The sequence below is a fragment of the Mesosutterella multiformis genome (genome assembly GCF_003402575.1).
GTDB classification, from domain to species: domain Bacteria; phylum Pseudomonadota; class Gammaproteobacteria; order Burkholderiales; family Burkholderiaceae_F; genus Mesosutterella; species Mesosutterella multiformis.
Window position 1 is genome coordinate 510908 of the sequence record NZ_BGZJ01000001.1, and the last position, 21795, is coordinate 532702.

General features: G+C 59.6%; 18 protein-coding genes and 3 tRNA genes. 4 read left to right on the plus strand and 17 right to left on the minus strand.

The window, feature by feature from the left end; translation table 11 throughout:
- Window positions 1-14: 14 nt before the first annotated feature.
- The 9 genes from thiL to tyrS form a co-directional block, all read right to left on the minus strand.
- A complete protein-coding gene (gene thiL, locus M4NBBH2_RS02320) occupies window positions 15-1025 on the minus strand; it encodes a thiamine-phosphate kinase (RefSeq protein ID WP_116269555.1) in 1011 nt (336 codons plus the stop codon).
- 68 nt (window positions 1026-1093) lie between these two features.
- Complete coding sequence (gene nusB, locus M4NBBH2_RS02325; protein WP_116269556.1) at window positions 1094-1612, minus strand: transcription antitermination factor NusB; 519 nt, start codon at window positions 1610-1612, stop codon at window positions 1094-1096.
- 2 nt (window positions 1613-1614) lie between these two features.
- A complete protein-coding gene (ribH, locus tag M4NBBH2_RS02330) occupies window positions 1615-2136 on the minus strand; it encodes a 6,7-dimethyl-8-ribityllumazine synthase (RefSeq protein ID WP_116269557.1) in 522 nt (173 codons plus the stop codon).
- Between the two features lie 141 nt (window positions 2137-2277).
- On the minus strand, window positions 2278-2895 hold the full coding sequence (locus M4NBBH2_RS02335) for a riboflavin synthase (protein ID WP_116269558.1): 618 nt from the start codon (window positions 2893-2895) through the stop codon (window positions 2278-2280).
- Window positions 2895-4007 carry a bifunctional diaminohydroxyphosphoribosylaminopyrimidine deaminase/5-amino-6-(5-phosphoribosylamino)uracil reductase RibD gene (ribD, locus tag M4NBBH2_RS02340; protein ID WP_116269559.1) on the minus strand — a complete coding sequence of 371 codons (1113 nt, stop codon included), beginning with the start codon at window positions 4005-4007 and terminating at the stop codon, window positions 2895-2897. Before ribD ends, M4NBBH2_RS02335 begins: the two co-directional genes overlap by 1 nt.
- Window positions 3994-4470 (minus strand): transcriptional regulator NrdR, encoded by a 477-nt coding sequence (gene nrdR, locus M4NBBH2_RS02345; RefSeq protein ID WP_116269560.1) that lies wholly within the window; start codon window positions 4468-4470, stop codon window positions 3994-3996. The genes ribD and nrdR overlap by 14 nt, the downstream gene beginning before the upstream one ends.
- Before the next feature lie 114 nt (window positions 4471-4584).
- Window positions 4585-5844, minus strand: a complete 1260-nt coding sequence (glyA, locus tag M4NBBH2_RS02350) for a serine hydroxymethyltransferase (RefSeq protein ID WP_116269561.1) — start codon at window positions 5842-5844, stop codon at window positions 4585-4587.
- A 138-nt stretch (window positions 5845-5982) separates the two neighbouring features.
- Window positions 5983-6438, minus strand: coding sequence for a D-aminoacyl-tRNA deacylase (gene dtd / locus M4NBBH2_RS02355; RefSeq protein ID WP_116269562.1), 456 nt, complete (start codon window positions 6436-6438; stop codon window positions 5983-5985).
- A 10-nt stretch (window positions 6439-6448) separates the two neighbouring features.
- Entirely contained in the window at window positions 6449-7711 is a 1263-nt protein-coding gene (gene tyrS, locus M4NBBH2_RS02360; RefSeq protein WP_116269563.1) for a tyrosine--tRNA ligase, read from the minus strand.
- Window positions 7712-8099: 388 nt separating this feature from the next.
- On the opposite strand from tyrS, the gene M4NBBH2_RS02365 reads away from it, so the two are divergent.
- Window positions 8100-9545 carry a peptidoglycan DD-metalloendopeptidase family protein gene (locus M4NBBH2_RS02365; protein WP_116269564.1) on the plus strand — a complete coding sequence of 482 codons (1446 nt, stop codon included), beginning with the start codon at window positions 8100-8102 and terminating at the stop codon, window positions 9543-9545.
- Between the two features lie 117 nt (window positions 9546-9662).
- Window positions 9663-10793, plus strand: a complete 1131-nt coding sequence (locus M4NBBH2_RS02370; RefSeq protein ID WP_116270567.1) for an anhydro-N-acetylmuramic acid kinase — start codon at window positions 9663-9665, stop codon at window positions 10791-10793.
- Window positions 10794-10884: 91 nt separating this feature from the next.
- Here M4NBBH2_RS02370 and erpA read toward each other — a convergent pair whose 3' ends face one another.
- From erpA to M4NBBH2_RS02390, 4 genes are all read right to left on the minus strand, one after another.
- Entirely contained in the window at window positions 10885-11289 is a 405-nt protein-coding gene (gene erpA, locus M4NBBH2_RS02375) for an iron-sulfur cluster insertion protein ErpA (RefSeq protein ID WP_022444331.1), read from the minus strand.
- A 288-nt stretch (window positions 11290-11577) separates the two neighbouring features.
- Complete coding sequence (gene rpsI, locus M4NBBH2_RS02380) at window positions 11578-11970, minus strand: 30S ribosomal protein S9 (protein WP_116270568.1); 393 nt, start codon at window positions 11968-11970, stop codon at window positions 11578-11580.
- A gap of 9 nt (window positions 11971-11979) precedes the next feature.
- Window positions 11980-12408, minus strand: a complete 429-nt coding sequence (gene rplM / locus M4NBBH2_RS02385; RefSeq protein ID WP_116269565.1) for a 50S ribosomal protein L13 — start codon at window positions 12406-12408, stop codon at window positions 11980-11982.
- 318 nt (window positions 12409-12726) lie between these two features.
- Complete coding sequence (locus tag M4NBBH2_RS02390; RefSeq protein WP_116269566.1) at window positions 12727-13389, minus strand: hypothetical protein; 663 nt, start codon at window positions 13387-13389, stop codon at window positions 12727-12729.
- 226 nt (window positions 13390-13615) lie between these two features.
- Between M4NBBH2_RS02390 and M4NBBH2_RS02395 the strand changes: the two genes are divergently transcribed.
- On the plus strand, window positions 13616-13921 hold the full coding sequence (locus tag M4NBBH2_RS02395) for an HPF/RaiA family ribosome-associated protein (RefSeq protein WP_022442709.1): 306 nt from the start codon (window positions 13616-13618) through the stop codon (window positions 13919-13921).
- A gap of 125 nt (window positions 13922-14046) precedes the next feature.
- Here M4NBBH2_RS02395 and M4NBBH2_RS02400 read toward each other — a convergent pair.
- From M4NBBH2_RS02400 to M4NBBH2_RS02410, 3 genes are all read right to left on the minus strand, one after another.
- Window positions 14047-14122 (minus strand) — tRNA-Glu (locus tag M4NBBH2_RS02400).
- 11 nt (window positions 14123-14133) lie between these two features.
- Window positions 14134-14209, minus strand: a tRNA-Ala gene (locus M4NBBH2_RS02405).
- 123 nt (window positions 14210-14332) lie between these two features.
- Window positions 14333-14408, minus strand: a tRNA-Ala gene (locus M4NBBH2_RS02410).
- A gap of 188 nt (window positions 14409-14596) precedes the next feature.
- On the opposite strand from M4NBBH2_RS02410, the gene uvrA reads away from it, so the two are divergent.
- Window positions 14597-20269, plus strand: coding sequence for an excinuclease ABC subunit UvrA (uvrA, locus tag M4NBBH2_RS02415; RefSeq protein ID WP_116269567.1), 5673 nt, complete (start codon window positions 14597-14599; stop codon window positions 20267-20269).
- Between the two features lie 34 nt (window positions 20270-20303).
- On the opposite strand, the gene M4NBBH2_RS02420 is transcribed toward uvrA, so the two are convergent.
- Window positions 20304-21782, minus strand: a complete 1479-nt coding sequence (locus M4NBBH2_RS02420; protein WP_116269568.1) for a mechanosensitive ion channel family protein — start codon at window positions 21780-21782, stop codon at window positions 20304-20306.
- Between the last annotated feature and the right edge of the window lie 13 nt (window positions 21783-21795).

Sequence of the window (21795 nt, forward strand, 5' to 3'; positions counted from 1 at the left end):
GCAAGGGGCTGCTGTCAGGCAAAGTGATCGAATCCGCCGTTCTTCAGAATGACAGCGGCACCCTTTGCGTCATAGACCGTAAGCGACGTGCCGTCACCGTCAGAAGGCAGAATTTCGCCCACACGGGTGACAAGGGTATCCGCCGCAATGCCGGCCTCGAACACCGCCTTTCTGAGCGACGGAGGAGCCGTGAAAATCAATTCGTAATCGTCGCCCCCCGAAAGCGCAGCCTCACGCTGCTCCTCTTCAGGAAGTGACATCAGGGCTTCGGACCTCGGCACGTCGTCCCAGCTCACGCGGGCGCGGACGTGGGAGCGTTCAAGAATATGGGTAAGGTCCTGGGAGAATCCGTCCGAGACATCGATCGCCGCTGTCGCGAGCGGCAGAAGCGCCCGGCCGAGCGCGTTCCGGGGCTCTGGGCGGTCCATCCGGCGGCTCATCAGCCGGACAGCTTCAGGTGCCGCGGCCCAGTGGCCCCAGCGGTACTTCAGAGCGGCATAGGCGTCGCCAAGCGTACCGGACACCCAGATATCGTCTCCCGGCTTCGCGCCGGCTCTGGTGAGGCCGAGTCCCGGGGGAAGATCCCCCATCGCGGTGATCGAAAAGACGGCAGGAGAATGTTCTCCCGTCACGGGATTCTTCGGCGTACGGACCGTATCGCCTCCAAGCAGCGCACAGCCGGCTTCTTTCGCCAGCTCCATCAGCCCCTCGGAAAAGGCTTCAATCCATGCGTCATTTTTATCGGGAAGACCGATAGAGAGGAAAAAGGCCCGGGGTGTCGCGCCGGCGGCCGCAAGATCCGAAAGATTCACGGCAAGCGTTTTGTAGCCGACATTCCGCGGATCAGCGTCCGGGAGGAAATGCGTTCCCATCGCCAGCATGTCAATCGTGACAGCGATCCGGCTGTCGCCGAAATCGATAATCGCGCAGTCATCCCCAATTCCCTTGCAGAACCAGGGCCCCGCCGCAGAACCAGAAGAAAAGAACCGGTCAATAATCGAAAATTCGCCGCTACGCTCCGCCATTGATACGCCTCATTCCATACTGCTGGATCCGGACGGAAGAACTTCCGTCCGGTCTTTCAGACATCCGGTCAGGCAGCCCGGCCGCGGGCCGTTTCTTCCGGACGCAGATCGCGCGCGACCTTGTCGAGCACGCCGTTCACGAACTTGTAGCCGCCTTCAGCCGAACCGAAGCGCTTCGCGAGCTCAACCATCTGATCAAGAATCACGAGGTACGCGGTTTCGGGGTGATAGCGGAGTTCGGTCGTGCCGAGCAGCAGAATCGCATGCTCCACCGTGCTCACCTGCTTCAGCGGACGGTTGAGGTACTGGGAGAACTCGGCTTCGAGCTCTTCGCGGTTCGTGATCGCTTCGGTCAGCAGAGCGCGGAAGAGCTCCTGATCGCAGTGATCAAATTCCTCAGGCGTCAGGTCGCCCGCTTCGGTGTCCTCCTGGTTGATCAGGGAGGGAACAATCAGAGCGAGCGCTTCAGGCGAGCTGAGCGGATTGACCAGCCACTCGTAGAGACCGAGCAGCGCGAACTGCCGGGCAAAAGCCCGGTCACGGTTCGTCGGGACCCGGGCGGCTTCAGTCTTGTTGCTTTCCGTCATGCTTATTCGCCTGCCTTTTCTTCTTCGTCTTCGGCTTCTTCCGTCTCGTCATCCTCTTCGCCGTAGGCGGGGAATTCAGTCGCAAGGTTCGCCATCTCAACCGCCACCTGAGCGCAGGCCTTCGCCTTGCCCTCAATGCGGTCCTCGCACTGTTCGTCGTCTTCGGTCGTGAGGATGCCGTTCGCCACCGGAATGTTGTAGTCGAGAGCGACGCGGGTGATGCCCGACGCGGACTCGTTCGCAACCAGCTCGAAGTGATAGGTCTCACCGCGGATCACGGCGCCGAACGCGATCAGCGCATCGTATTCGCCGGTCTGCGCCATCTGCTGCAGCGCAAACGGGATCTCGAGAGCGCCCGGCACATGGCAGACAGTAATGTCCTCTTCCGCCACACCAAGGCGCTTCAGCTCGCCGAGGCAGTACTCATACTCGCCCCGTCCTGCATACTCGTTGAAACGGGCGATAACGATGCCAATGCGAAGACCCTTTCCATCCAGGTTCTGGGGGATTTCATCGACTGCCATTTCTGACTCCAAAATAAAAAATGATTCAACGCGGCACCGGTGTCTCACCGGTGCCGCCTATATGCTTATTCTATCGCAGGGCAGGGGTTTTAAGCCTCAGACACCGGGCTTTTGACGACTGTCCTGCTGTGCCGGCATCTCTTAGAGAATGTCGTCGCCCTCACGCAGCTCCATGTTCCGCTGAACATAGCGGGCGATCAGGTCAACCTCGAGGTTCACGAGGCTCTGCGCCTTCAGGAAGTGAAGCGTCGTCACTTCCATCGTGTGCGGGATGAGATTGATCGAGAAACGGGGACCGACAGAGGTGTCTTCCACTTCGTTGATCGTGAGGGAGACGCCGTTCACCGCGATCGAACCCTTGTAGGCAATGCAGGGGGCGAGCTTGCGCGGGGCAAGGATCACGAGCTTATAGCTCTCAGCCACCTGCTCAAGCGACACCACCTGCCCGATGCCATCCACGTGGCCCGACACCAGGTGTCCGTCCACACGGTCGCCAAGGCGCATGGCCTTTTCCAGATTCACGGGGCCAAAGGTATCGAGTCCGGCGGTCTTCGAGAGCGACTCAGCCGACACATCGATCCGGAACCAGTCGTCGCCCTTCTCAACCACCGTCATGCAGGCGCCGTTCACGGCGATCGATTCGCCGATACCGACCTGATCAAGCCCGAGATCGGGAGCGGAAATCGTGAGCCGCACGCCGTTGCCGAGCTTCTCGGGTTCGCGCACTTTGCCGATCGCCTGAATAATTCCAGTAAACATTAGTCTTTCCTCTGATTGCGTAAGTCAAAGCACAGGTCTTCACCGAGACGCGACACGGAGCGGTAAGCCCAGCGCTCAGCCTCGGCGAGACGCTTATAGGGACCGACGCTCCACATCCCGCGCCCTTCTCCGATCAGAATCGGGGCGGTGTAGACCACAATTTCATCCACCAGTCCTGCGTCAAGCAGCGCGCCGTTCAGCGTCGCGCCGCCTTCCGCAAGAAGATCATTCACTTCACGGCGTCCGAGTTCGGACACCAGGGCTCTGAGATCGACCCGGCCGTCACTTCCCGGAAGCTCGATCACTTCAGCGCCCCGCATTTCCAGTTCCGCCTTCCGCTTCGGATCCGCTTTCGCGCAGACGATCAGACAGAGCCCATCCTCACCGATCACGCGGGCCGTAACCGGCGTGCGGAGCGACGAATCCACCACAACGCGGAGCGGCTGGCGGATTTCCGCCGGATCCCGCCCCGGCAGCCTGACATTCAGCCGGCAGTCGTCCGCGAGCACCGTACCGATACCGGTAAGGATCGCGCCCGACTCGGATCTGAGCCGCTGCACGTCCTGGCGCGCGGCCTCTCCCGTGATCCACTGGCTTTCGCCATTCGGAAGCGCGGTGCGGCCGTCAATCGACGCCCCCACCTTCAGCGTGACCCAGGGCGTGCCCCGCGTCATCCGGGTGAAGAACCCCCGATTGCTTTCCCAGGCCTCTTCCTCAAGCACGCCGCAGGCGGTCGGGATTCCAGCCGCTTCGAGCATGGCAAGCCCCTTTCCGGCGACGAGCGGATTCGGATCCTTCATGGCGGCGACAACGCGTCCCACACGGTGGTTGATAAGCGCCAGCGCGCAGGGCGGCGTGCGCCCATAGTGAGAGCAGGGTTCAAGCGTCACATACACCGTGGCGCCTTCGATATTCACACCGCGCCTCTCCGCGTCGGTGAGCGCTTCAATCTCCGCATGGTGGCCGCCCGCCTTCTGCGTGAAGCCGCTCGCGATGATTTCCCCGTCCCTCACGATCACACAGCCGACCGCCGGGTTCGGGGGCGAGAGCGGCCTTCCTTTCGCGGAAAGCCGTATCGCCTGCTCCATGAAATAGCTGTCAGGATGCTGCATCCGTCTTCTCCCTCGGCTCAAGCGCCTCGCGAAGGAGCTCGGCGAACGCCTCGGGCTTCTCAACGTTGAAGTAGACCGACGCGAAACGGATGTAGGCAACCTTATCGAGCTGCCGCAGCTCATCGAGCACAAACTGCCCGACGCGGTCGCTCTTCACCTCGCGTTCGCCCAGCGCCATCAGACGCTGCTCAATGCGGCCCACCGCCTCGTCCACCTTCTCACGCGGGACCGGGCGCTTGCGGAGCGCGAGCGTCATCGATGCCCGCAGCTTGTCGCGCGTATATTCGGTTCTCGCGCCGCCCCGCTTGATGATGGTCGGCATAGCAAGCTCCACGCGCTCATAAGTCGTGAAACGCTTGCCGCACTTCGGGCACTTACGGCGCCGCCGAATCGTCCAGCCTTCTTCCGAAGACCGGGAATCAATAACCTGAGTATCTGGACTGTGACAGAAAGGGCATCGCATGATAAACCTCAGGCAGGCGGTCCTCAGAACGGGGCCGGCCTGCCGGAAAAAGCAGGCAGCCTTCCTTTCTGACGGGGGCTGCCTGCCTGTGTGCTGCTACAAAGAAGCGCCGTATCAGCGGGCGTAGACCGGGAAGGCCTTCGTCAGCTTGGCAACCTCAGCCTTCACGTGCTCGAGCACCTCGGCATCTTCCGGATGATCCAGCAGCTCGGCGATCAGATCAGCCACTTCACGCACCTGCTCTTCCTTGAAGCCGCGGGTGGTCATGGCGGCGGTGCCGAGACGGATACCGGAGGTCACAAAGGGCTTCTCGGGGTCGTTCGGGATCGCGTTCTTGTTGGCGGTCATGTGGCCGGACTCGAGCAGAGCCTGAGCGGCCTTGCCCGTGATGTGCTTCGGGCGGAGGTCAACCAGCATCACGTGGCTTTCGGTGCGGCCGGAAACGATACGCAGACCCTTCTTCGTAAGTTCGTCAGCCATGGCGGCGGCGTTCTTCACGACCTGGGCGCCCCAGGCCTTGTATTCGGGGGTCAGGGCTTCGCCGAGAGCGATCGCCTTGGCGGCGATCACGTGCATCAGGGGGCCGCCCTGGATGCCAGGGAAGACGGCCGAGTTGATCTTCTTCTCAAGCTCAGGCTTGCAGAAGATCACGCCGCCGCGCGGGCCGCGCAGCGTCTTATGGGTGGTCGTGGTCACGATATCGGCGTAGGGGAACGGGCTCGGGTAGACACCGGCCGCAATGATGCCGGCGTAGTGAGCCATATCCACCATCAGGTAAGCGCCGACGCTGTGAGCGATATCAGCGAAACGCTTGAAATCGATGCGGAGCGAGAAAGCGGAAGCGCCGCAGATGATGATCTTCGGCTTGTTTTCCTTCGCGAGACGCTCGACCTCTTCGTAGTCGATGTCTTCATCGGCATTCAGGCCGTACGGCACGCAGCGGAAGTACTTGCCGGAGAAGTTGAGGTGCATGCCGTGGGAGAGGTGGCCGCCCGCGTCAAGAGACATACCCATGAAGCAGTCGCCCGGCTCCATCAGCGCGAACTGCACAGCCATGTTGGCCTGAGCGCCGGAGTGCGGCTGCACGTTCACGGCCATCTCGACACCAGCCGGCTCGCAGAACAGCTTCTTCGCGCGTTCCTGAGCAATGCGCTCAACGACGTCGACGTTCTCGCAGCCGCCGTAGTAGCGCTTGCCCGGATAGCCTTCAGCATACTTGTTGGTCAGCTGGGAGCCCTGAGCAGCCATAACTGCGGGGGAAGTGTAGTTTTCCGACGCGATAAGTTCGATGTAGTCTTCCTGGCGGTTGTTCTCCGCTTCGATAGCGGCCCAAACCTCAGGGTCTTCGGCTGCGATGGAGATCGGCTGATACATAAGTGTTGCCCTCACTTAAAAAAATAAAAAATTCTTCCCCCGACCCCGATCCGAGGTCAAACAGGAAAGAATATCAATCAAGTCTGTAGATTATAGGAGAAGAACGGCTGCCGTCTGAAGCGGATTCCGTCTCTTCCATCAATTCTTTGGCGCAGCGGGAAGCCGGAGCCAGATCGTGACGGGACCGTCATTCGTGAGCGAGACTTCCATGTGGGCGCCGAACACGCCTGTCTCGACGGGGATGCCCTCGGTTCTGAGCGCTTCGGTGTACTCCTCATAAAGCGCGCGTCCGAGTTCAGGATCCGCGGCCGGCGTAAAGCTCGGCCGCGTTCCGGACCGGGTATCGGCTGCGAGCGTGAACTGCGAAACGACAAGCGCCTCACCCTTCACGTCAGCCAGACTCCGGTTCATCTTCCCCGCCTCATCCTCAAAGATCCGCAGCCGGGCGGTCTTTGACGCAAGACGCTTCGCGAGATCCGGGGTGTCCCCCTTCTCCGCGCAGAAAAGCACGAGATACCCCCGGCCGCACCGGCCGACGGTTTCACCCGCCACCCGGACTTCGGCCTGGGACACTCTCTGAAGAAGCGCGATCATCGGGCTGCCGTTACTTGACGGAAACCTTGGCCCACTTGCGCTTGCCGACCTGAACAATGAAGTTCATGCCGGAGGTGATCTTCATCGTGCGGTCGGTCACCTTGTCGCCGCCGATCTTCACGCCGCCCTGATCAATGTTGCGGTTGCCTTCGGAGGCAGAGGCGACAAGACCGGCTTCCTTCAGAAGCTTGCCGAGCGGAATCGAGCCGCCCTCAGCCACCACGGTGACTTCCGGAATGTCTTCCGGCATTTCACCGGACTTGAAGCGGCGGTTGAACTCTTCCTCAGCCGCGACAGCCTCAGCCTCGTTATGGAAGCGGGCCACGATTTCGTGCGCGAGAGCCGCTTTCGCGTCACGCGGATTGCGGCCCTGGTTCTGGCACTCATCCTTGATGCGGGCAATTTCCTCGTTGCTCTTCAGCGAGAGAAGGTCGTACCAGTTCCACATCAGATCGTCGGAAATCGACATGACCTTGCCGAACATGCTGTCAGCGGACTCGGTGATGCCGATGTAGTTGTGCTTCGACTTGCTCATCTTGTTCACGCCGTCGAGGCCGACCAGCAGCGGCATCGTCAGAATGCACTGCGGTTCCTGGCCGTACTGGCGCTGGAGCTCGCGGCCGACGATGAGGTTAAAGCGCTGGTCAGAGCCGCCGAGCTCGAGATCGGAGTGGAGCGCGACCGAGTCATAGCCCTGCATCAGCGGGTAGAGGAGCTCATGCATCGCGATCGGCAGGTTTTCACGGAAACGCTTCGCGAAGTCATCGCGCTCAAGGAGGCGGGCAAGGGTGTAGCGGGAAGCCAGCTGAATAAGCCCCACGGAGCCGAGCGCGTTTGACCACTCGGAGTTGTAGCGGACTTCGGTCTTATTCGGGTCGAGAACGCGGCCGGCCTGATCGAGGTAGGTCTCGGCGTTCACTTTGATCTGCTCAAAGGAGAGCGGTGGACGGGTCACATTGCGGCCCGACGGATCACCGATCGACGCGGTGAAGTCACCCACGAGGAAGATCACGGTGTGACCGAGATCCTGAAGCTGGCGAAGCTTATTCAGCACCACCGTGTGGCCCAGATGGATATCAGGGGCAGTCGGATCGAGACCAAGCTTGCAGCGCAGCGGCGTACCGGTTTCTCTTGCCCGTGCCAGTTTCTGCAGAAGCTCATCCTCAATCAAAAGCGTATCGGCGCCGCGCTTGATGAGTGCGAGCGCATCCCGGTCTTCCTGAGTTACGGTGTATTTCTTCACCTGATCTGTAGCTTTCTGTTCTTCTGCCATCGGTGTATCTAAAGTCCTGTTAACGACCTTTGCCAGGTCTGAATCAAGAGAATAAAAGCCTGTCGGGGCTTATGGTATGTCCAGCCGGCAGGCCTGCTCGGGGCGGGCGCGCGTCACTCGGCGCCGGATCCGCCCTCGGGCGGTGCCTTGTCTTATAGCAGAAAAAGACCGCTCCGGGGCGCTGAGACTCCGGAGCGCTTTTCCTCTCACCCTCCTGCCGCTTCCGGCGGAGAGACCTGAGGCGCGCCCGAAACAGGCTAGATTATCCTCCAAAAAATGTAAAAAAGATTTACATCTGACATTTTTCTGGTTTCGCTGTCCGGGTTGAGGCATTCCGACTGTTATACTCGGTAGGTTTTCCAATTCATCTAATTATTTCCGTCACTTCATGCTGCCCCACTCGATCATCGCCGAGAAGTTTTCCCGCCTCAGGGAAGGTGCAGCTGTGCTTTGCCGGAGGATCCGGGTCACGTGCCGCCGCAGGCACTTCACCCGAGGGCAGATCGCCGTTGCAGCCATTGTCGCTGCCCTCCCGCTTTCCGCTGCTCTTGCTACCCTGACGGTCAGCACGAGTCCCGAGACGGAACAGGCGCCGTCGGCCGCGCCTGCCGCAGCAGTTACTCCTGCCGCTCCCCGGGATGCGTCGCTCATTATTAATAATGCTGAGACGGCTTCTTCACTCATGGCCCGCCTTGGCATCAATGACCCTGAACTCGAAAAGTTCATCTATTCCAACCCTGACGCCGCGGTCTTCGCTTATCCGAGACGCGGACAGTTTGCTCTCGCCCGTGTGGCCGGGAACGGTCAGGTGATCTCCCTCTCGATGTATGTCGAGGGAGCCCGGAATAAAAACATCAAGACCACTATTACCCGTGATGCAAAGGGTCTCTCCGTTGCATCCGCTCCTTTCAAGTTCGACAGCCATAACTCGATGGCCGCGATCCGCGTGGGCCGCTCTTTCGCGGCTGAAGCGCGTGAGGCGGGGGTCCCCGCTGACATCATCGCGGACGCGAACCGTGTGGAGTACCGCAACAGCCCGCTGCTTCGCAAGGCGGGCCGCGGTGACACCGTGAGCCTGATCTACGAGAACCGCTTCATTGACGGTCACCTCGTCAGCACGGGCCGCCTCCTCGGTATCGAGCTCCAGCACGGCAAGGAAGTCACCCCGCTCTACTGGTTTGAAGACGGCACAAAGGGCGGCGGTTACTACTACGCAAACGGCGAAACGACGGAGCAGACATTCCGCCGCTACCCGCTGAACTCCTTCCGCCTCTCATCCCCGTTCACGACGAGCCGCCGCAATCCGGTGACCGGACGGGTCCGGGCTCACGAAGGCGTTGACCTTGCAGCTCCCCGGGGCACCCCGGTGTACTCGGTCTCTGACGGCATCGTTGAGGCCGCGGACAGCTCGCTCTCCGGCTACGGCAACCGAATTGACATCAATCACGGCAACGGCTACTCCACACGCTACGGCCATCTGAAGGGCTACGCGAAGGGGATCCGTCCGGGCGTCTTCGTGAAGAAGGGACAGCTGATCGGTTACTGCGGCTCCACCGGTATTTCCACCGGCCCGCACGTTCACTTTGAATTCCATGTGAACGGCACCCCGGTGAATCCGGTCAAGGTCGCGATCCAGACGAACGACAGGATTCCGTCCCGGTACTACGCCGCGGCCCGTCCGCGGGTTACCGCGCTCGCGCGTCAGATGAAGCAGCTTGACGCGGTGCAGACCGCTTCAAACGGCAAGACGGTTCCCGTGATGAGCGCGGACCAGGTGAAGGCGGCACTTGCCGCAGCCGACACCCCGGCCGTGAAAAAGAAACAGCAGGGCTGATCGGCGAAAACCGGCCAGCCCCGCATTCAGGCCCTGCCCAGACGCTAAGATATGGCTGAAGGCAGGGCTTTTTACTGCCTGACAAAAACCTTTTCTCTCGGACATTCCCCCTTCGCCATGACGACATCCGAATCCTTTATCTGCATCGGCATCATGTCCGGTACGAGTCTCGACGGCGCTGACGCTGTCGCCGCAGACTTTTCCTCTCCTGTGCCGGTGATCCGCGGGCGCGCTCACGAGCCTTTCTCCCCGGAACTCCGTGCTGAGCTGCTCAGCCTCTGCGCCCCGGGTGAGAACGAGATCGAGCGATCCGGAGCCGCCTCGGTGAAACTCGCCCAATGCTACGCGAAGGCGGTTGAGTCGCTTCTCGCCTCAAGCCGTATCCCGCGCGAGGAAATCCGCGCGGTGGGGGCTCACGGGCAGACGATCCGTCACTGCCCCGATCAGCATTTCTCCATCCAGCTCAATTACCCCGCGCTCCTTGCGGAACTCACGGGGATTGATGTCGTCGCTGATTTCCGGAGCGCGGACCTCGCAGCCGGAGGCCAGGGCGCGCCGCTCGTTCCGGCGTTTCACGCCAGAGCCTTCCGCTCGGACACCTTCCGGGTGATCGCCAATATCGGCGGCATCGCGAACCTCACCATCCTTCCCCCGGTCTCATCCGGCGCTCCTGTGGCGGGTTTTGACTGCGGCCCCGGGAACATGCTGATGGATGCCTGGTGCTTCCAGCGGACCGGGCGGTTCTATGACGAGGACGGTGCCTGGGCGAGAAGCGGGCTTCCGCAGCCGGACCTTCTCGCGTCGCTCCTCTCTGACCCCTACTTCAGTCTCCCTCCCCCGAAGAGCACGGGGCGCGAGCGCTTCAGTCTGAGCTGGCTGAAGTCCCATATCGCGGAATGCGGAAACCGACTCATGAGAACGCGTGACGTGCAGGCAACGCTTCTCAGGCTAACGTCACAAAGCCTCGCCGAAGCCGTGATCCGCTACGCGCCGGCCGCGGAAGAGGTGTACCTCTGCGGCGGAGGCGCGCTGAACCCTGCGCTGCGGGAAGACATCGCGCGGCTCCTCCCCACGCAGCACGTCGGGACAACGTCCGAACTGGGTATTCCGCCCATGGATGTCGAGGGACTCGCTTTTGCCTGGCTCACCTACGCGAGACTCGCCGGAATCCCGGGAAACTGCCCGGACGTGACGGGTGCTGCAGGAAGCCGGGTGCTTGGGTCGATTTACCCGGCACCCCGAAAATAAAAAAAGAACCTGAAGCATCACTCTGCCTCAGGTTCTCTTCACCGGAAACGCGCCGGCCGGTGTATCCCGCCGGCGTTTTTTCCGCGCGGTATCAGACGTTGAACGAAGAACCGCAGCCGCAGGTCGTCGTGGCGTTCGGGTTCTTGATCACGAACTGCTTGCCGTCAAGATCATCCTTGAAGTCAACGGAAGCGCCGACCAGGTACTGGTAGCTCATCGAGTCGACGAGGAACGTCACGTCACCCTTCACGATACGGGTATCGTCATCCTCAGCCTTCTCCACGAACTCGAAGCCGTACTGGAAGCCCGAGCAGCCGCCACCCTGAACGAAGATACGAAGCATCAGATTCACATCGGGATTCTTCTTCTTTTCTTCATCGAGGAGCCCCTTCACAGCATCCACAGCGGCATCGCTGAACTGGATCGGGTCGGGCATCGCGGCGAAATCCGGAACTTCGCCCTCAGTATTCTGCGCAACAGCTTTTTCCTCAGCCATATCTCTCTTAATTCCTGTATTCGTCGTACTGCTGTTTCCGGTCTGCTGGCCAGGCCAATATTCTGCGTCCGACGGAAACCTGCCCTCGGGGGATCTCGAGGGAATCTCTTATAAAACTGCGTGCTAATAATATCAGTTCCCTGAAAAGACCATGAGGCTTTGTCGGGTATTCTGCCCGCGGCACGCCGCGGGTAAAAAAAACGCACCCGAAGGTGCGTTTTTTCTCTGCCGGGGATCCGGAGAGAAGCCACACGGAGCGGCTCCGGTACCGGATTCCGGAGAAGCGTATTAGCGCTTGGAGAACTGCTTCGCGCGGCGGGCCTTGCGCAGACCAACCTTCTTACGTTCGACTTCACGAGCATCGCGCGTGATCAGGCCGGCGTGAGAAAGCGTGGGCTTGAGGGCGGCGTCGTAGTCAACGAGGGCGCGGGCAATACCGTGGCGGATGGCGCCGGACTGACCGGTTTCACCGCCGCCGCTGACGTTAGCCATCACGTCGAAAGCTTCAGCGTTCTCAGTGAGAACGAGCGGCTGACGAACGATCATGATGCTCGTTTCGCGGTGGAAGTAGTTGGCGATATCACGACCGTTGATGACGATCTTGCCGGAACCCTTCTTCAGGAAGACACGGGCGACGGAGCTCTTGCGACGGCCAGTGCCGTAGTTGTAATTACCGATCATCATTCAACCTCAGATATCCAGAACCTTGGGCTGCTGCGCGGTATGCGGATGCTCAGCACCAGCGTAGACGTGCAGCTTCTTGATCATGGCATAGCCAAGCGGGCCGTGGGGCAGCATGCCCTTGACAGCCTTTTCAAGAACGCGACCCGGATGCTTTTCCTGCATCTGACGATAAGAAGTCTCGTAGATGCCGCCCGGGATCATGGAGTGACGATAGTACTTCTTCTTCTCTTCCTTGCCACCAGTAACGACGATCTTGTCAGCGTTAATGACGACAATGTTGTCACCCGTATCAACGTGGGGCGTGTATTCGGGCTTGTGCTTGCCACGCAAGCGCAGCGCGATTTCGCTAGCAAGGCGGCCGAGCACCTTACCGGATGCATCAACCACGTACCATTCGCGCTTAACCTCAGCCGGCTTTGCCGAGAAGGTCTTCATTTGCGATTCACCTATATTCAGGAACTTGGTGCGGCATGGCGTCCGCGCCAAAAAGATTAAAAACAGTCTTGAGGAACAGTTTCCTCAGAGCGTCTAGCTTCCCCGCTCCGCTGCGGCATCCGGTGTTGCAACACTGGAAATTGAGCTGTCCGCGGGGATAATTAACTGCCTACCCGACCGGGCAAGTGGAATTGGGGCAAGCACACAGCCAGTGGACAGTCAAGGCGCGAATTTTACAATAAAACTGCGCCCTTTGTCTAGCCGGCTTTTTTATACGCCGCTCCAGGATTCCGCTCTCCGGCCGTGAGGCCGTTTTCCTTACTCAGCCTTATCGGCCTTAGCGGCGGGAGCGTCGGCTTCCGCTTCAGAAGCTTCGACTTCTTCAGTCTCGTCTTCTTCGTAATCGTCTTCAGCCGTGTCTTCCACGTCTTCAGCGGTTTCAGCGTCGGCAGCGAGCTTTTCCTCGGCGGCCTCAGCGGCGCGTTCCTTCACCTTGCGGGTGAGTTCAATCACGAGGCGCAGGGCGTCGTTCACGTCCTTCGCGGTCGGGAAGAAAGCGGCGACTTCGCTGTCGATCTTCACGATCTGACGCTTGCTGTAGTCTTCGCGATCCTGGAAGCGGCCTTCACCGAAAGCACGGGCACGGGGGCCAGTCTTCGAGCTGTAACGGTCGTCGCGGTTGAAACGCGGACGGTCGCCGCCGAAACGCGGACGGTCATCGCGGTTGAAGCGCGGACGGTCACCGCCAAAGCGGCGGTCGCCGCCTTCAAAGCGGTTTTCACGGTTGAAACGGGGACGGTCTTCACCAAAACGGTCTTCGCGGTTGAAACGCGGGCGGTCATTGCCAAAGCGGTCTTCGCGATTGAAGCGCGGGCGGTCTTCACCGAAGCGGCGGTCGGAACGGTCAGAATTCCATTCGCGGCGTCCGCCAAAGCCTTCACGGTGAGAGTCACGATTTTCCCAGGGCTTACGATCCATCATTTCTATATTCCTTATTAATCAGTATGTTAATTTTTCAGTATGCTCGTCGAGCGAAATTTGAAAATTAATTATTTTTAAACTGCAGTTAAATAAATGCGCTTTTTTCGGTTGCGCGGGCTACACTATCTATAGCGGAGACCGAATTCAAAGACCGATTCAGTTACTGAAAAGCTATTTGAAAAGGTTTGCGCCATAACACTTGCTTCTATAAAAAAGGAGGTCTCACATGCTTCAGACGCCTCAGGTTGTTTTCCACGGCATTTCTCGTTCTCCAGCAGTCGAGGCTGCTATCAACGAAAAAGTTGAAGCTTTAACTAAATTCGACAGCCGCCTTGGTGCTGTCAGGGCAACGATTTCACTGGACGGACATCAGACGACCAATGAGTTCAATGTGCGCCTTGATTTCGTCACTTCCGGCAAAAACGTTGTTATTAACCGTAAGGGCACCGATGTTATTGCTGCCCTCAATGAGGCCTTCGATATAGCGGAACGTTCCATTAAGGAAGAAGCCGCGAAACTGCGTCAGCCGTAAATCACCTTAGCTGACTCAGTAGGTCAAGAGCCGTCCAATTCCGGGCGGCTCTTTTTTTACCCGGGCTCAAGTATACCTTCTCCGGATAAAACAAAGGGAGCCCATTCTTGAGCTCCCAGTGTAAATGGCGTCCCCAAGCAGATTCGAACTGCTGTACCGACCGTGAAAGGGTCGTGTCCTAGGCCTCTAGACGATGGGGACCTTTTAAATTTTGGTGGAGATAAACGGGATCGAACCGTTGACCTCTTGCATGCCATGCAAGCGCTCTCCCAGCTGAGCTATACCCCCAAAAGAACCAGTATTATATCTATCTCAGAGTCAAAAAGCAAGTGATCAGCGAAAACGCTTACTGCTATCTTTCTCTTGATAAGATGGGGTTTCTGTCGTCAGGCAGAAGCTCCAAAAAATCCGTGGTGGAGATAAACGGGATCGAACCGTTGACCTCTTGCATGCCATGCAAGCGCTCTCCCAGCTGAGCTATACCCCCACAGAGGATTGACATTATATGGGTGATTTTTGGAAATAGCAAGTTTTTTGAAAAATATTTTCGCCTAACCGCTTTTTCCCTTTTCCTCCCGTCTCTTAGAGAGGTTAATCTTTCGCTATGCTTTTCTCTTATCCGCGGGGCTTTCCCACTGATAAAAGATCTTCTGACACAGCGGCTGAAAAATATCAATGACACGCGTTCGTAAAAACCTGAAGGCAGACAGTCTGCCAGTCTCTTCCGCAGCAAAAATTTCCATCCGGGGCGCAAGACAGAACAATCTGAAGAATATCTCTGTTGATTTTGATCTCGGAAAACTCACCGTTGTCACCGGTGTTTCAGGTTCCGGCAAGAGTTCGCTGGTCTTCGATACGCTCTACGCCGAGGGCCAGCGCCGCTATGTCGAGACACTGAGCCCCTACGCGCGCCAGTTCCTCGACCGCATGGACCGGCCTCATGTCGATCGGATTGACGGCGTGCCGCCCGCGATCGCGATTGATCAGACGAACCCCGTACGGACATCCCGCTCCACGGTCGGCACGATGACGGAACTGAACGATCACATCAAGCTGCTCTTCGCGAAGTGCGCGTCGCTCTACTGTCCGAAGTGCGGGAAGAAGATTGAGGAGGAGACGCCGAACTCTCTCTGGAAAAAGATCCGGGAGGCGGCCGAAGCCGCGTCGGACCCCAGGCTCATTCTTACGTTTACGTCTGTTGTGCCGAGAAAATTCGGCCTGAAAAAGGCGATTGATTCACTCTCAGCCCAGGGCTTCACCCGAATTCATAAGCAGACCGCCACCGCCTCAGGCTGGACGCTCGAAGTCATGGTGGACCGGTTCCGCGCGAGCCGCGTTGAGGAAAGCCGCGCGATTGAGGCGCTCGAGCAGGCGCTTGAACGGGGCCACGGCTCAATCGCGGTGCACCCGCTGAATGATGAAGGCGAAGAGGCGGACACCTGGAAATACACCCGGGGGCTCGCCTGCGCTGACTGCGGCATCAGCTTTTCCCACCCTCACCCCTCCTCCTTCAGCTTCAATTCGCCGCTTGGCGCCTGCGACACCTGCCACGGTTTCGGCCGCGTGATCGGGGTGGATTTCGGGCTCGTCATTCCGAACCCGCGGCTCAGCATCGCGGAGCACTGCGTGAAGCCCTGGAGCACTCCGTCCTTTGCCGAGTGCCAGAAGGATCTTGAGCGCTACGCGAAGAAAGCCGGCATCGCGCTCGATGTCCCGTTTGAGGAGCTCCCGTCCGAAGACCGGTGGTGGATCCTCGAGGGGGATCCTGACTGGACGGGCGACTGGGATCATCAGTGGTACGGTGTCCGCCACTTTTTCGAGTGGCTGGAAACAAAGTCCTACAAGATGCATATCCGCGTGCTGCTCTCCCGCTACCGCAGCTACACGCTCTGCCCGGACTGCCACGGCGCCCGCCTGAAGCCTGAGTCGCTCTACTGGAGAGCGGGCCGGCTCTCAGACGCCGAGGCTGCGCTCCTCCCGCAGGGAGAAGAGCGGAAGCTCGAGCGGTTCCGTCCGAAAGGCATGACCGTTCCGGACGCGGTGCTGAATCAGCTCCCGGGGCTCACGGTCCACGACCTGATGATGCTGCCGCTGTCACGCCTCCGCCGTTTCTTTGACAGCCTTGCTGCCGATCCGGACCTCCCGCCTGAAGCCGCTCCGATTCTGAAAGAGATCCGCTCGCGCGTCATCTTCCTCTGCGCGGTCGGGGTCTCGTACCTGTCGCTCGACCGTCAGAGCCGTACGCTTTCAGGCGGCGAAATCCAGAGACTCAACCTCACGACGGCGCTTGGCACCTCACTCGTCAACACACTCTTTGTTCTTGATGAGCCGTCGATCGGTCTTCACCCGCGGGATATGGACCGGATCAACGCGATCATGCGCCGCCTCACGAAAGCGGGCAATACGCTCGTCGTGGTGGAGCACGATCCCCAGGTCATGCTGAAGGCGGACCGCATTATTGATATGGGACCAGGGGCCGGCGAAAAAGGCGGCAACATCATTTTCTCGGGTTCCCCGAAAGAGATCTTCAGCGCGAAGACGCTGACCGGCGACTACCTCTCGGGACGGCGCCGCATTGCTCTCAGAGGGCAGAAGCCGGTGTCAAAGAAAGCACCTTCCATCCGTCTCACCGGGGTCACCGCGAATAATCTCCGCGATATCGATGTCTCGTTCCCGCTTCACTGCCTCACCTGCCTCACCGGGGTGTCCGGCTCCGGGAAGTCAACGCTCGCGCAGGAAGTGCTTGTCCCAGCGCTCCAGAAGCGGCTCGGCGTTCCGACTGAGGCCCCGGGACCCTATAAGGACATCAAGGGATTTGATCTGATCGAAGGGGTGGACTTTGTTGACCAGTCCCCGATCGGAAAAACCTCCCGCTCGAACCCCGTGAGTTACGTCGGGGCCTTTGACCCGATCCGGAAACTTTTCGCCGCCACTGACACCGCCAAAATGCAGGGCTGGGGTCCGGGAACCTTCAGTTTCAATTCGGGCGACGGCCGCTGCCCCACCTGTATGGGGTCCGGTTTTGAGCATGTTGAGATGCAGTTCCTCTCGGACGTCTATCTCCGCTGCCCGGACTGCAACGGACGCCGCTACCGCCCGGAAATCCTTCAGGCAAAACTTGAACGGAATGGCCGCAGCGCCTCGGTCGCTGATGTGCTCGAAATGACGGTGTCCGAGGCGTGCGACTTCTTCCGGGATGATCTCGAAGTGATTTCGCTCCTTCAGCCGCTGATCGACGTCGGTCTGGAGTATGTGCAGCTCGGGCAGCCCGTGCCGACACTCTCAGGCGGCGAAGCCCAGAGACTGAAGCTCGCCGGGTTCCTTGCCGCGGCGCTTGCCGAAAACGGGCGCCGGAAGCCGAAGGATGCGAAGGGCCGGCTCCTCGTCTTTGATGAGCCGACCACCGGACTCCACTTCTCGGACGTCGAGAAACTCCTTCTCGCTATGCGGAAGCTGATTGCCGCCGGGCATTCGGTCCTCGTGATTGAACATAACCTCGACGTCATCGCGAACGCCGACTGGATCATCGATCTCGGTCCGGAAGGCGGTGAGGCGGGCGGCTGCGTGGTCGCGGCCGGCACCCCGGATGACATCATGGCGGTCTCCCGCTCCTACACCGGGCAGGCGCTGATTTCCTACGAAAAGGCGGTTGAGAGCGGCACGCCTTATCAGGAGGACTTCACCTCCACCGAGATTGACGCCGAAGCCGCCCTCCCCGCCCAGGCTCATATCGCGAAGAAGGGCGAAATCTCGGTGCTCAATGCCCGGGAGCATAACCTCAAGGATCTCTCAGTCGACATTCCCCGGAATGAACTCACGGTGGTCACCGGACTCTCCGGCTCCGGGAAGTCGACACTCGCGTTCGACATCGTCTTTAACGAAGGCCAGAGACGCTATCTCGAGTCTCTTAACGCCTATGCCCGTTCGATCGTGCAGCCCTCGGGCCGCGCGGATGTGGACGCGGTGCTCGGCATTCCGCCGACTGTCGCTATCGAGCAACGCACGTCGCGCGGCGGCCGGAAGTCCACCGTGTCGACGATGACAGAGCTCTATCACTTCCTTCGCCTCATCTATGTGAAGCTCGGCGTTCAGACCTGTCCGAACTGCCACGTGGAGGTGCGGCCTCAGACGCCGGCCGCCATTGTGGAGGCGATCCGCAAGGCCGGAAACGGAAAGAAAGTGATGCTCCTCGCGCCGCTTGTCACGCACCGCAAGGGTATCTATACCGAACTCGCGCAGTGGGCCGTGAAGCACCACTACGACACGCTTCGGGTGGATGGGAAGATCGTCGACGCGCATCACTTCCCGAAGCTCGCCCGCTATAACGAACACAGCATCGAACTCCCTGTGGCGGAGCTTGATATCTCGGAGCGGACGCTTCCCGAACTGAAGGCTCACGTGGCAACCGCGATTACGCTCGGCAAGGGCCAGGTCGCATCCATGATTCTGGAGAACGGCGAACCCGTAAACGATACCTTCAAGATCTGGTCAACCCGGCGCGCCTGCCCGATCTGCGGCACGAGCTTCCCGGATCCGGACCCCAGACTCTTCTCCTATAACAGCAAGATGGGGTGGTGCCCGACGTGCTTCGGCACCGGGCTGCAGCTCTCCGGGTTTGATGCCGAGCAGACGGGGGAGGAATCCGCCTGGGCGAAGGCTGAGGGCGAAGAGGAGAAGGTCTGCCCCGACTGCCACGGTCTGCGGCTCAATCCGGTCGCGCTGGCCGTCCTGTTCTGCGGAAAGAACATCAGTGAGCTCTGCCAGATGAGCGTGAAGGAGGAACTCGCGTTCTTCCACGCGCTGAAGCTCGACCCCCGGGATGAGGCGATCGCGCATGACGCGATCCGGGAAATCATTTCCCGGCTTGAGTTCCTCGATCAGGTGGGGCTTGGCTACCTTACGCTCGACCGCGCGGCGCCGACCCTTTCAGGCGGCGAAACACAGCGTATCCGCCTCGCCTCGCAGCTCGGCTCCAACCTCCTCGGTGTCTGCTACGTGCTGGATGAGCCGACAATCGGTCTGCATCCGAAAGATAACGGCATTCTGCTGAACGCCATGGATCATCTGTCGAAGAAGGGCAACACGCTTCTTGTCGTGGAGCATGACGAAGACACGATCCGGCGCGCGGACCACGTGATTGATATCGGTCCCGGCGCAGGAAGCGAAGGCGGGCGCCTCGTCGCAGAGGGCTCGGTCGAAGACATCATGAAGTGCAAGGAATCCGTTACGGGCCGGTTCCTTGCCTCCCCTGAAATCCATAACGGCATTCCGCACCGCCCGGTGCGCCCGGGAAAGACACCCACGATTGCCGTGCTCGGCGCCTCGCTCCATAACCTCCGGATCCCGAAGGTGGAGTTCCCGCTGAACCGGCTGACAGTCGTCACCGGCGTATCCGGTTCGGGGAAATCCAGCCTCTGCCGCGACCTGCTCCTTCGGAATCTCCAGGACGCGCTGCGGGCAAAGGACTCCGCTCCGGTCTGGACCGGATGCCGTGAAATCACAGGCTGGGAAGCTGTCAGCCGGGTGCTGGAAGTTGATCAGACACCGATCGGAAAGACACCCCGCTCCTGCCCGGCGACGTATGTCGGCATCTGGGACGGGATCCGGAAGATCATGGCGGAGGCGAGTCTCGCGAAAGAGCGCGGCTACACCGCGAGCCGCTTCTCCTTCAATACCAAGGGCGGCCGCTGCGAAACCTGTCTCGGCCAGGGACTGCGGACGATTGAGATGAACTTCCTGCCGGAAGTAAAGGTGCTCTGCGAAAGCTGCGGCGGCAAACGCTTCAACCCGCAGACGCTTGAAGTGCTCTGGAAGGGAAAGAGCGCCGGCGACATCCTTCAGATGCAGGTCCGCGAGGCGGTTGAGTTCTTTGCGTCAACGCCTTCTATCCAGCGGCCGCTTAAGCTGCTTGAAGAGGTCGGTCTCGGCTACCTCACGCTCGGACAGCCCTCCCCCACGCTTTCCGGCGGCGAGGCGCAGCGTCTGAAGCTCGTCACGGAGCTCTCCAAAGTGAAGGATACGGAGTATGTGTCGGAGGATGAAAACACCACCGGTACGCTCTACGTTCTTGATGAACCGACGGTCGGTCTTCATATGGCGGACATCCAGAAGCTCATCAATGTGCTTCATAAGCTCACGGACTCCGGAAACACCGTGGTCGTGATCGAGCATAACCTCGACGTGATGTCAGAGGCGGACTGGATCATCGATATCGGTCCTGAAGGCGGGACAGCCGGAGGCAAGGTGGTCGCCGCGGGAGCCCCGCTTGATGTCGCGGAAAAGGGCACCGCGACCGGTGACGCCCTGAAGGAATTTTTCGGGACGCATAAAAAAGAAGCGGCTGCGTAAAGCAGCCGCCTCCTGATCCGCTTCCGCCTGTCTGTCAGGCGGAAGCCGGCTTCGCCGCGGAACCTCCCGCGGCTTTTTCCTTTTCTTTCTCGGCTTTCAGGCGATCCGCTTCTTTCTGATCCTCGAGGAACGTGAGAAGCCGGGCCATATCCTCGATCGAGATCTTCTGCGTCTGATTGCTGCGGAGACGCACGTCGAGCTGCGGGAACGGCACTTCGATCCCTTCCTCATCGAAACGCTTCAGCACATTGATCAGCACCTGCGTGCGGAGGCCCACTGTGCCGTCACCGACATTCGGCACCCAGACACCGGCTTCGAGGTCAATCGCACTGTCGTCCAGCTTCGTGATACCAGTCCAGCCCTTGCGGTTCTTGATCACGCGATCCGGCTTATTCGCTTCCTCATTCAGGATCTGAAGCGCCTTGTTGAGATCCGTGCCGTAGGCCACCGACACCCGGATCATGGCGATACAGACGTTATCCGTGTGGTAGTAGTTCTTCACTGAGCTCGTCACAAACGTTTCATTCGGGACAATGTCCTCAATGCCGTTCCAGTCACTCACCACGGTGTAGCGGGTATTGATTTCGGTGACGATACCCTGGAAACCGCCGATTTCAACGAAGTCACCGATCTTGATCGAGTGATCAAGAAGAATGATGAAGCCTGAAATATAGTTGCTCGCGATTTTCTGCAGACCAAAGCCGATACCAACACCGAGCGCGCCGCCGAAGACCGAGAGCACGGTGAGATCGATGCCGACTGAACTCATTGCGATCAGGATCGCACAGACCATCAGAATCCAGCGGGCGATTCGCGAGAACACCACCTGCAGATTCGGAGCGAGCCCCTTCGTTCGTTTCAGCACGCCTTCAAGGACGTTCGCGATCCAGTTCGCGACGCCCAGCGTGAGAAGCGCGGAGACGAGACCCGAGAAGAGCGTCCAAAGCGTGAGATTCTGAGTCCCGACTGGAATCGACTGATCGCGCATGAATTTCACGATAGTCGGCAGAATGCCCGCGAATTCGAGGACTACCAGAATCCAGAACACCCAGGACACGACGGTGGCAAGACCATGCGTCACCACCTTGTCGCCCAGCATGCCCCGCAGGATGTAGAGCATGATCCGCAGGAACGCGAAGGCGTAAAGCACCATGTAGCCGAGTTCGGCGAACACGAGCACTTTGTGATCAGGAAGGATATCCGCCTCGCGGAGCGTCCAGTCAAGCATCCAGAGGATCGAGGCACCGATGAGTGAGAATGACAGATGAGACGCGATATCGATCGAGTAGCTCTTCACGCGGTCCCGCAGCCGACCGGACCCCGGTGGCGGCAGCAGCTTCTGCAGCTTCGCTTTGAAGCGTCGGGAAATAAAGAGCGACAGCAGTACCGCTACGGCAAACGCCGCAATCTGCCAGATGTAGTCCGCAGTCCATCCTCCCTGCAGCACCTGCACAATCTGGTGAAATATCGCCTCTGTTTCACCGATCTTCGAGATCGAGGAAGCTACCGTCATTCAGTCAATCCTT

Bases quoted from the DNA above. Each gene is read 5' to 3' on its own strand.
- thiL (WP_116269555.1), bottom strand. From the start codon at position 1,025: ATGGCGGAGCGTAGCGGCGAATTTTCGATTATTGACCGGTTCTTTTCT.
- nusB (WP_116269556.1), bottom strand. From the start codon at position 1,612: ATGACGGAAAGCAACAAGACTGAAGCCGCCCGGGTCCCGACGAACCGT.
- ribH (WP_116269557.1), bottom strand. From the start codon at position 2,136: ATGGCAGTCGATGAAATCCCCCAGAACCTGGATGGAAAGGGTCTTCGC.
- M4NBBH2_RS02335 (WP_116269558.1), bottom strand. From the start codon at position 2,895: ATGTTTACTGGAATTATTCAGGCGATCGGCAAAGTGCGCGAACCCGAG.
- ribD (WP_116269559.1), bottom strand. From the start codon at position 4,007: ATGCAGCATCCTGACAGCTATTTCATGGAGCAGGCGATACGGCTTTCC.
- nrdR (WP_116269560.1), bottom strand. From the start codon at position 4,470: ATGCGATGCCCTTTCTGTCACAGTCCAGATACTCAGGTTATTGATTCC.
- glyA (WP_116269561.1), bottom strand. From the start codon at position 5,844: ATGTATCAGCCGATCTCCATCGCAGCCGAAGACCCTGAGGTTTGGGCC.
- dtd (WP_116269562.1), bottom strand. From the start codon at position 6,438: ATGATCGCGCTTCTTCAGAGAGTGTCCCAGGCCGAAGTCCGGGTGGCG.
- tyrS (WP_116269563.1), bottom strand. From the start codon at position 7,711: ATGGCAGAAGAACAGAAAGCTACAGATCAGGTGAAGAAATACACCGTA.
- M4NBBH2_RS02365 (WP_116269564.1), top strand. From the start codon at position 8,100: ATGCTGCCCCACTCGATCATCGCCGAGAAGTTTTCCCGCCTCAGGGAA.
- M4NBBH2_RS02370 (WP_116270567.1), top strand. From the start codon at position 9,663: ATGACGACATCCGAATCCTTTATCTGCATCGGCATCATGTCCGGTACG.
- erpA (WP_022444331.1), bottom strand. From the start codon at position 11,289: ATGGCTGAGGAAAAAGCTGTTGCGCAGAATACTGAGGGCGAAGTTCCG.
- rpsI (WP_116270568.1), bottom strand. From the start codon at position 11,970: ATGATCGGTAATTACAACTACGGCACTGGCCGTCGCAAGAGCTCCGTC.
- rplM (WP_116269565.1), bottom strand. From the start codon at position 12,408: ATGAAGACCTTCTCGGCAAAGCCGGCTGAGGTTAAGCGCGAATGGTAC.
- M4NBBH2_RS02390 (WP_116269566.1), bottom strand. From the start codon at position 13,389: ATGATGGATCGTAAGCCCTGGGAAAATCGTGACTCTCACCGTGAAGGC.
- M4NBBH2_RS02395 (WP_022442709.1), top strand. From the start codon at position 13,616: ATGCTTCAGACGCCTCAGGTTGTTTTCCACGGCATTTCTCGTTCTCCA.
- uvrA (WP_116269567.1), top strand. From the start codon at position 14,597: ATGACACGCGTTCGTAAAAACCTGAAGGCAGACAGTCTGCCAGTCTCT.
- M4NBBH2_RS02420 (WP_116269568.1), bottom strand. From the start codon at position 21,782: ATGACGGTAGCTTCCTCGATCTCGAAGATCGGTGAAACAGAGGCGATA.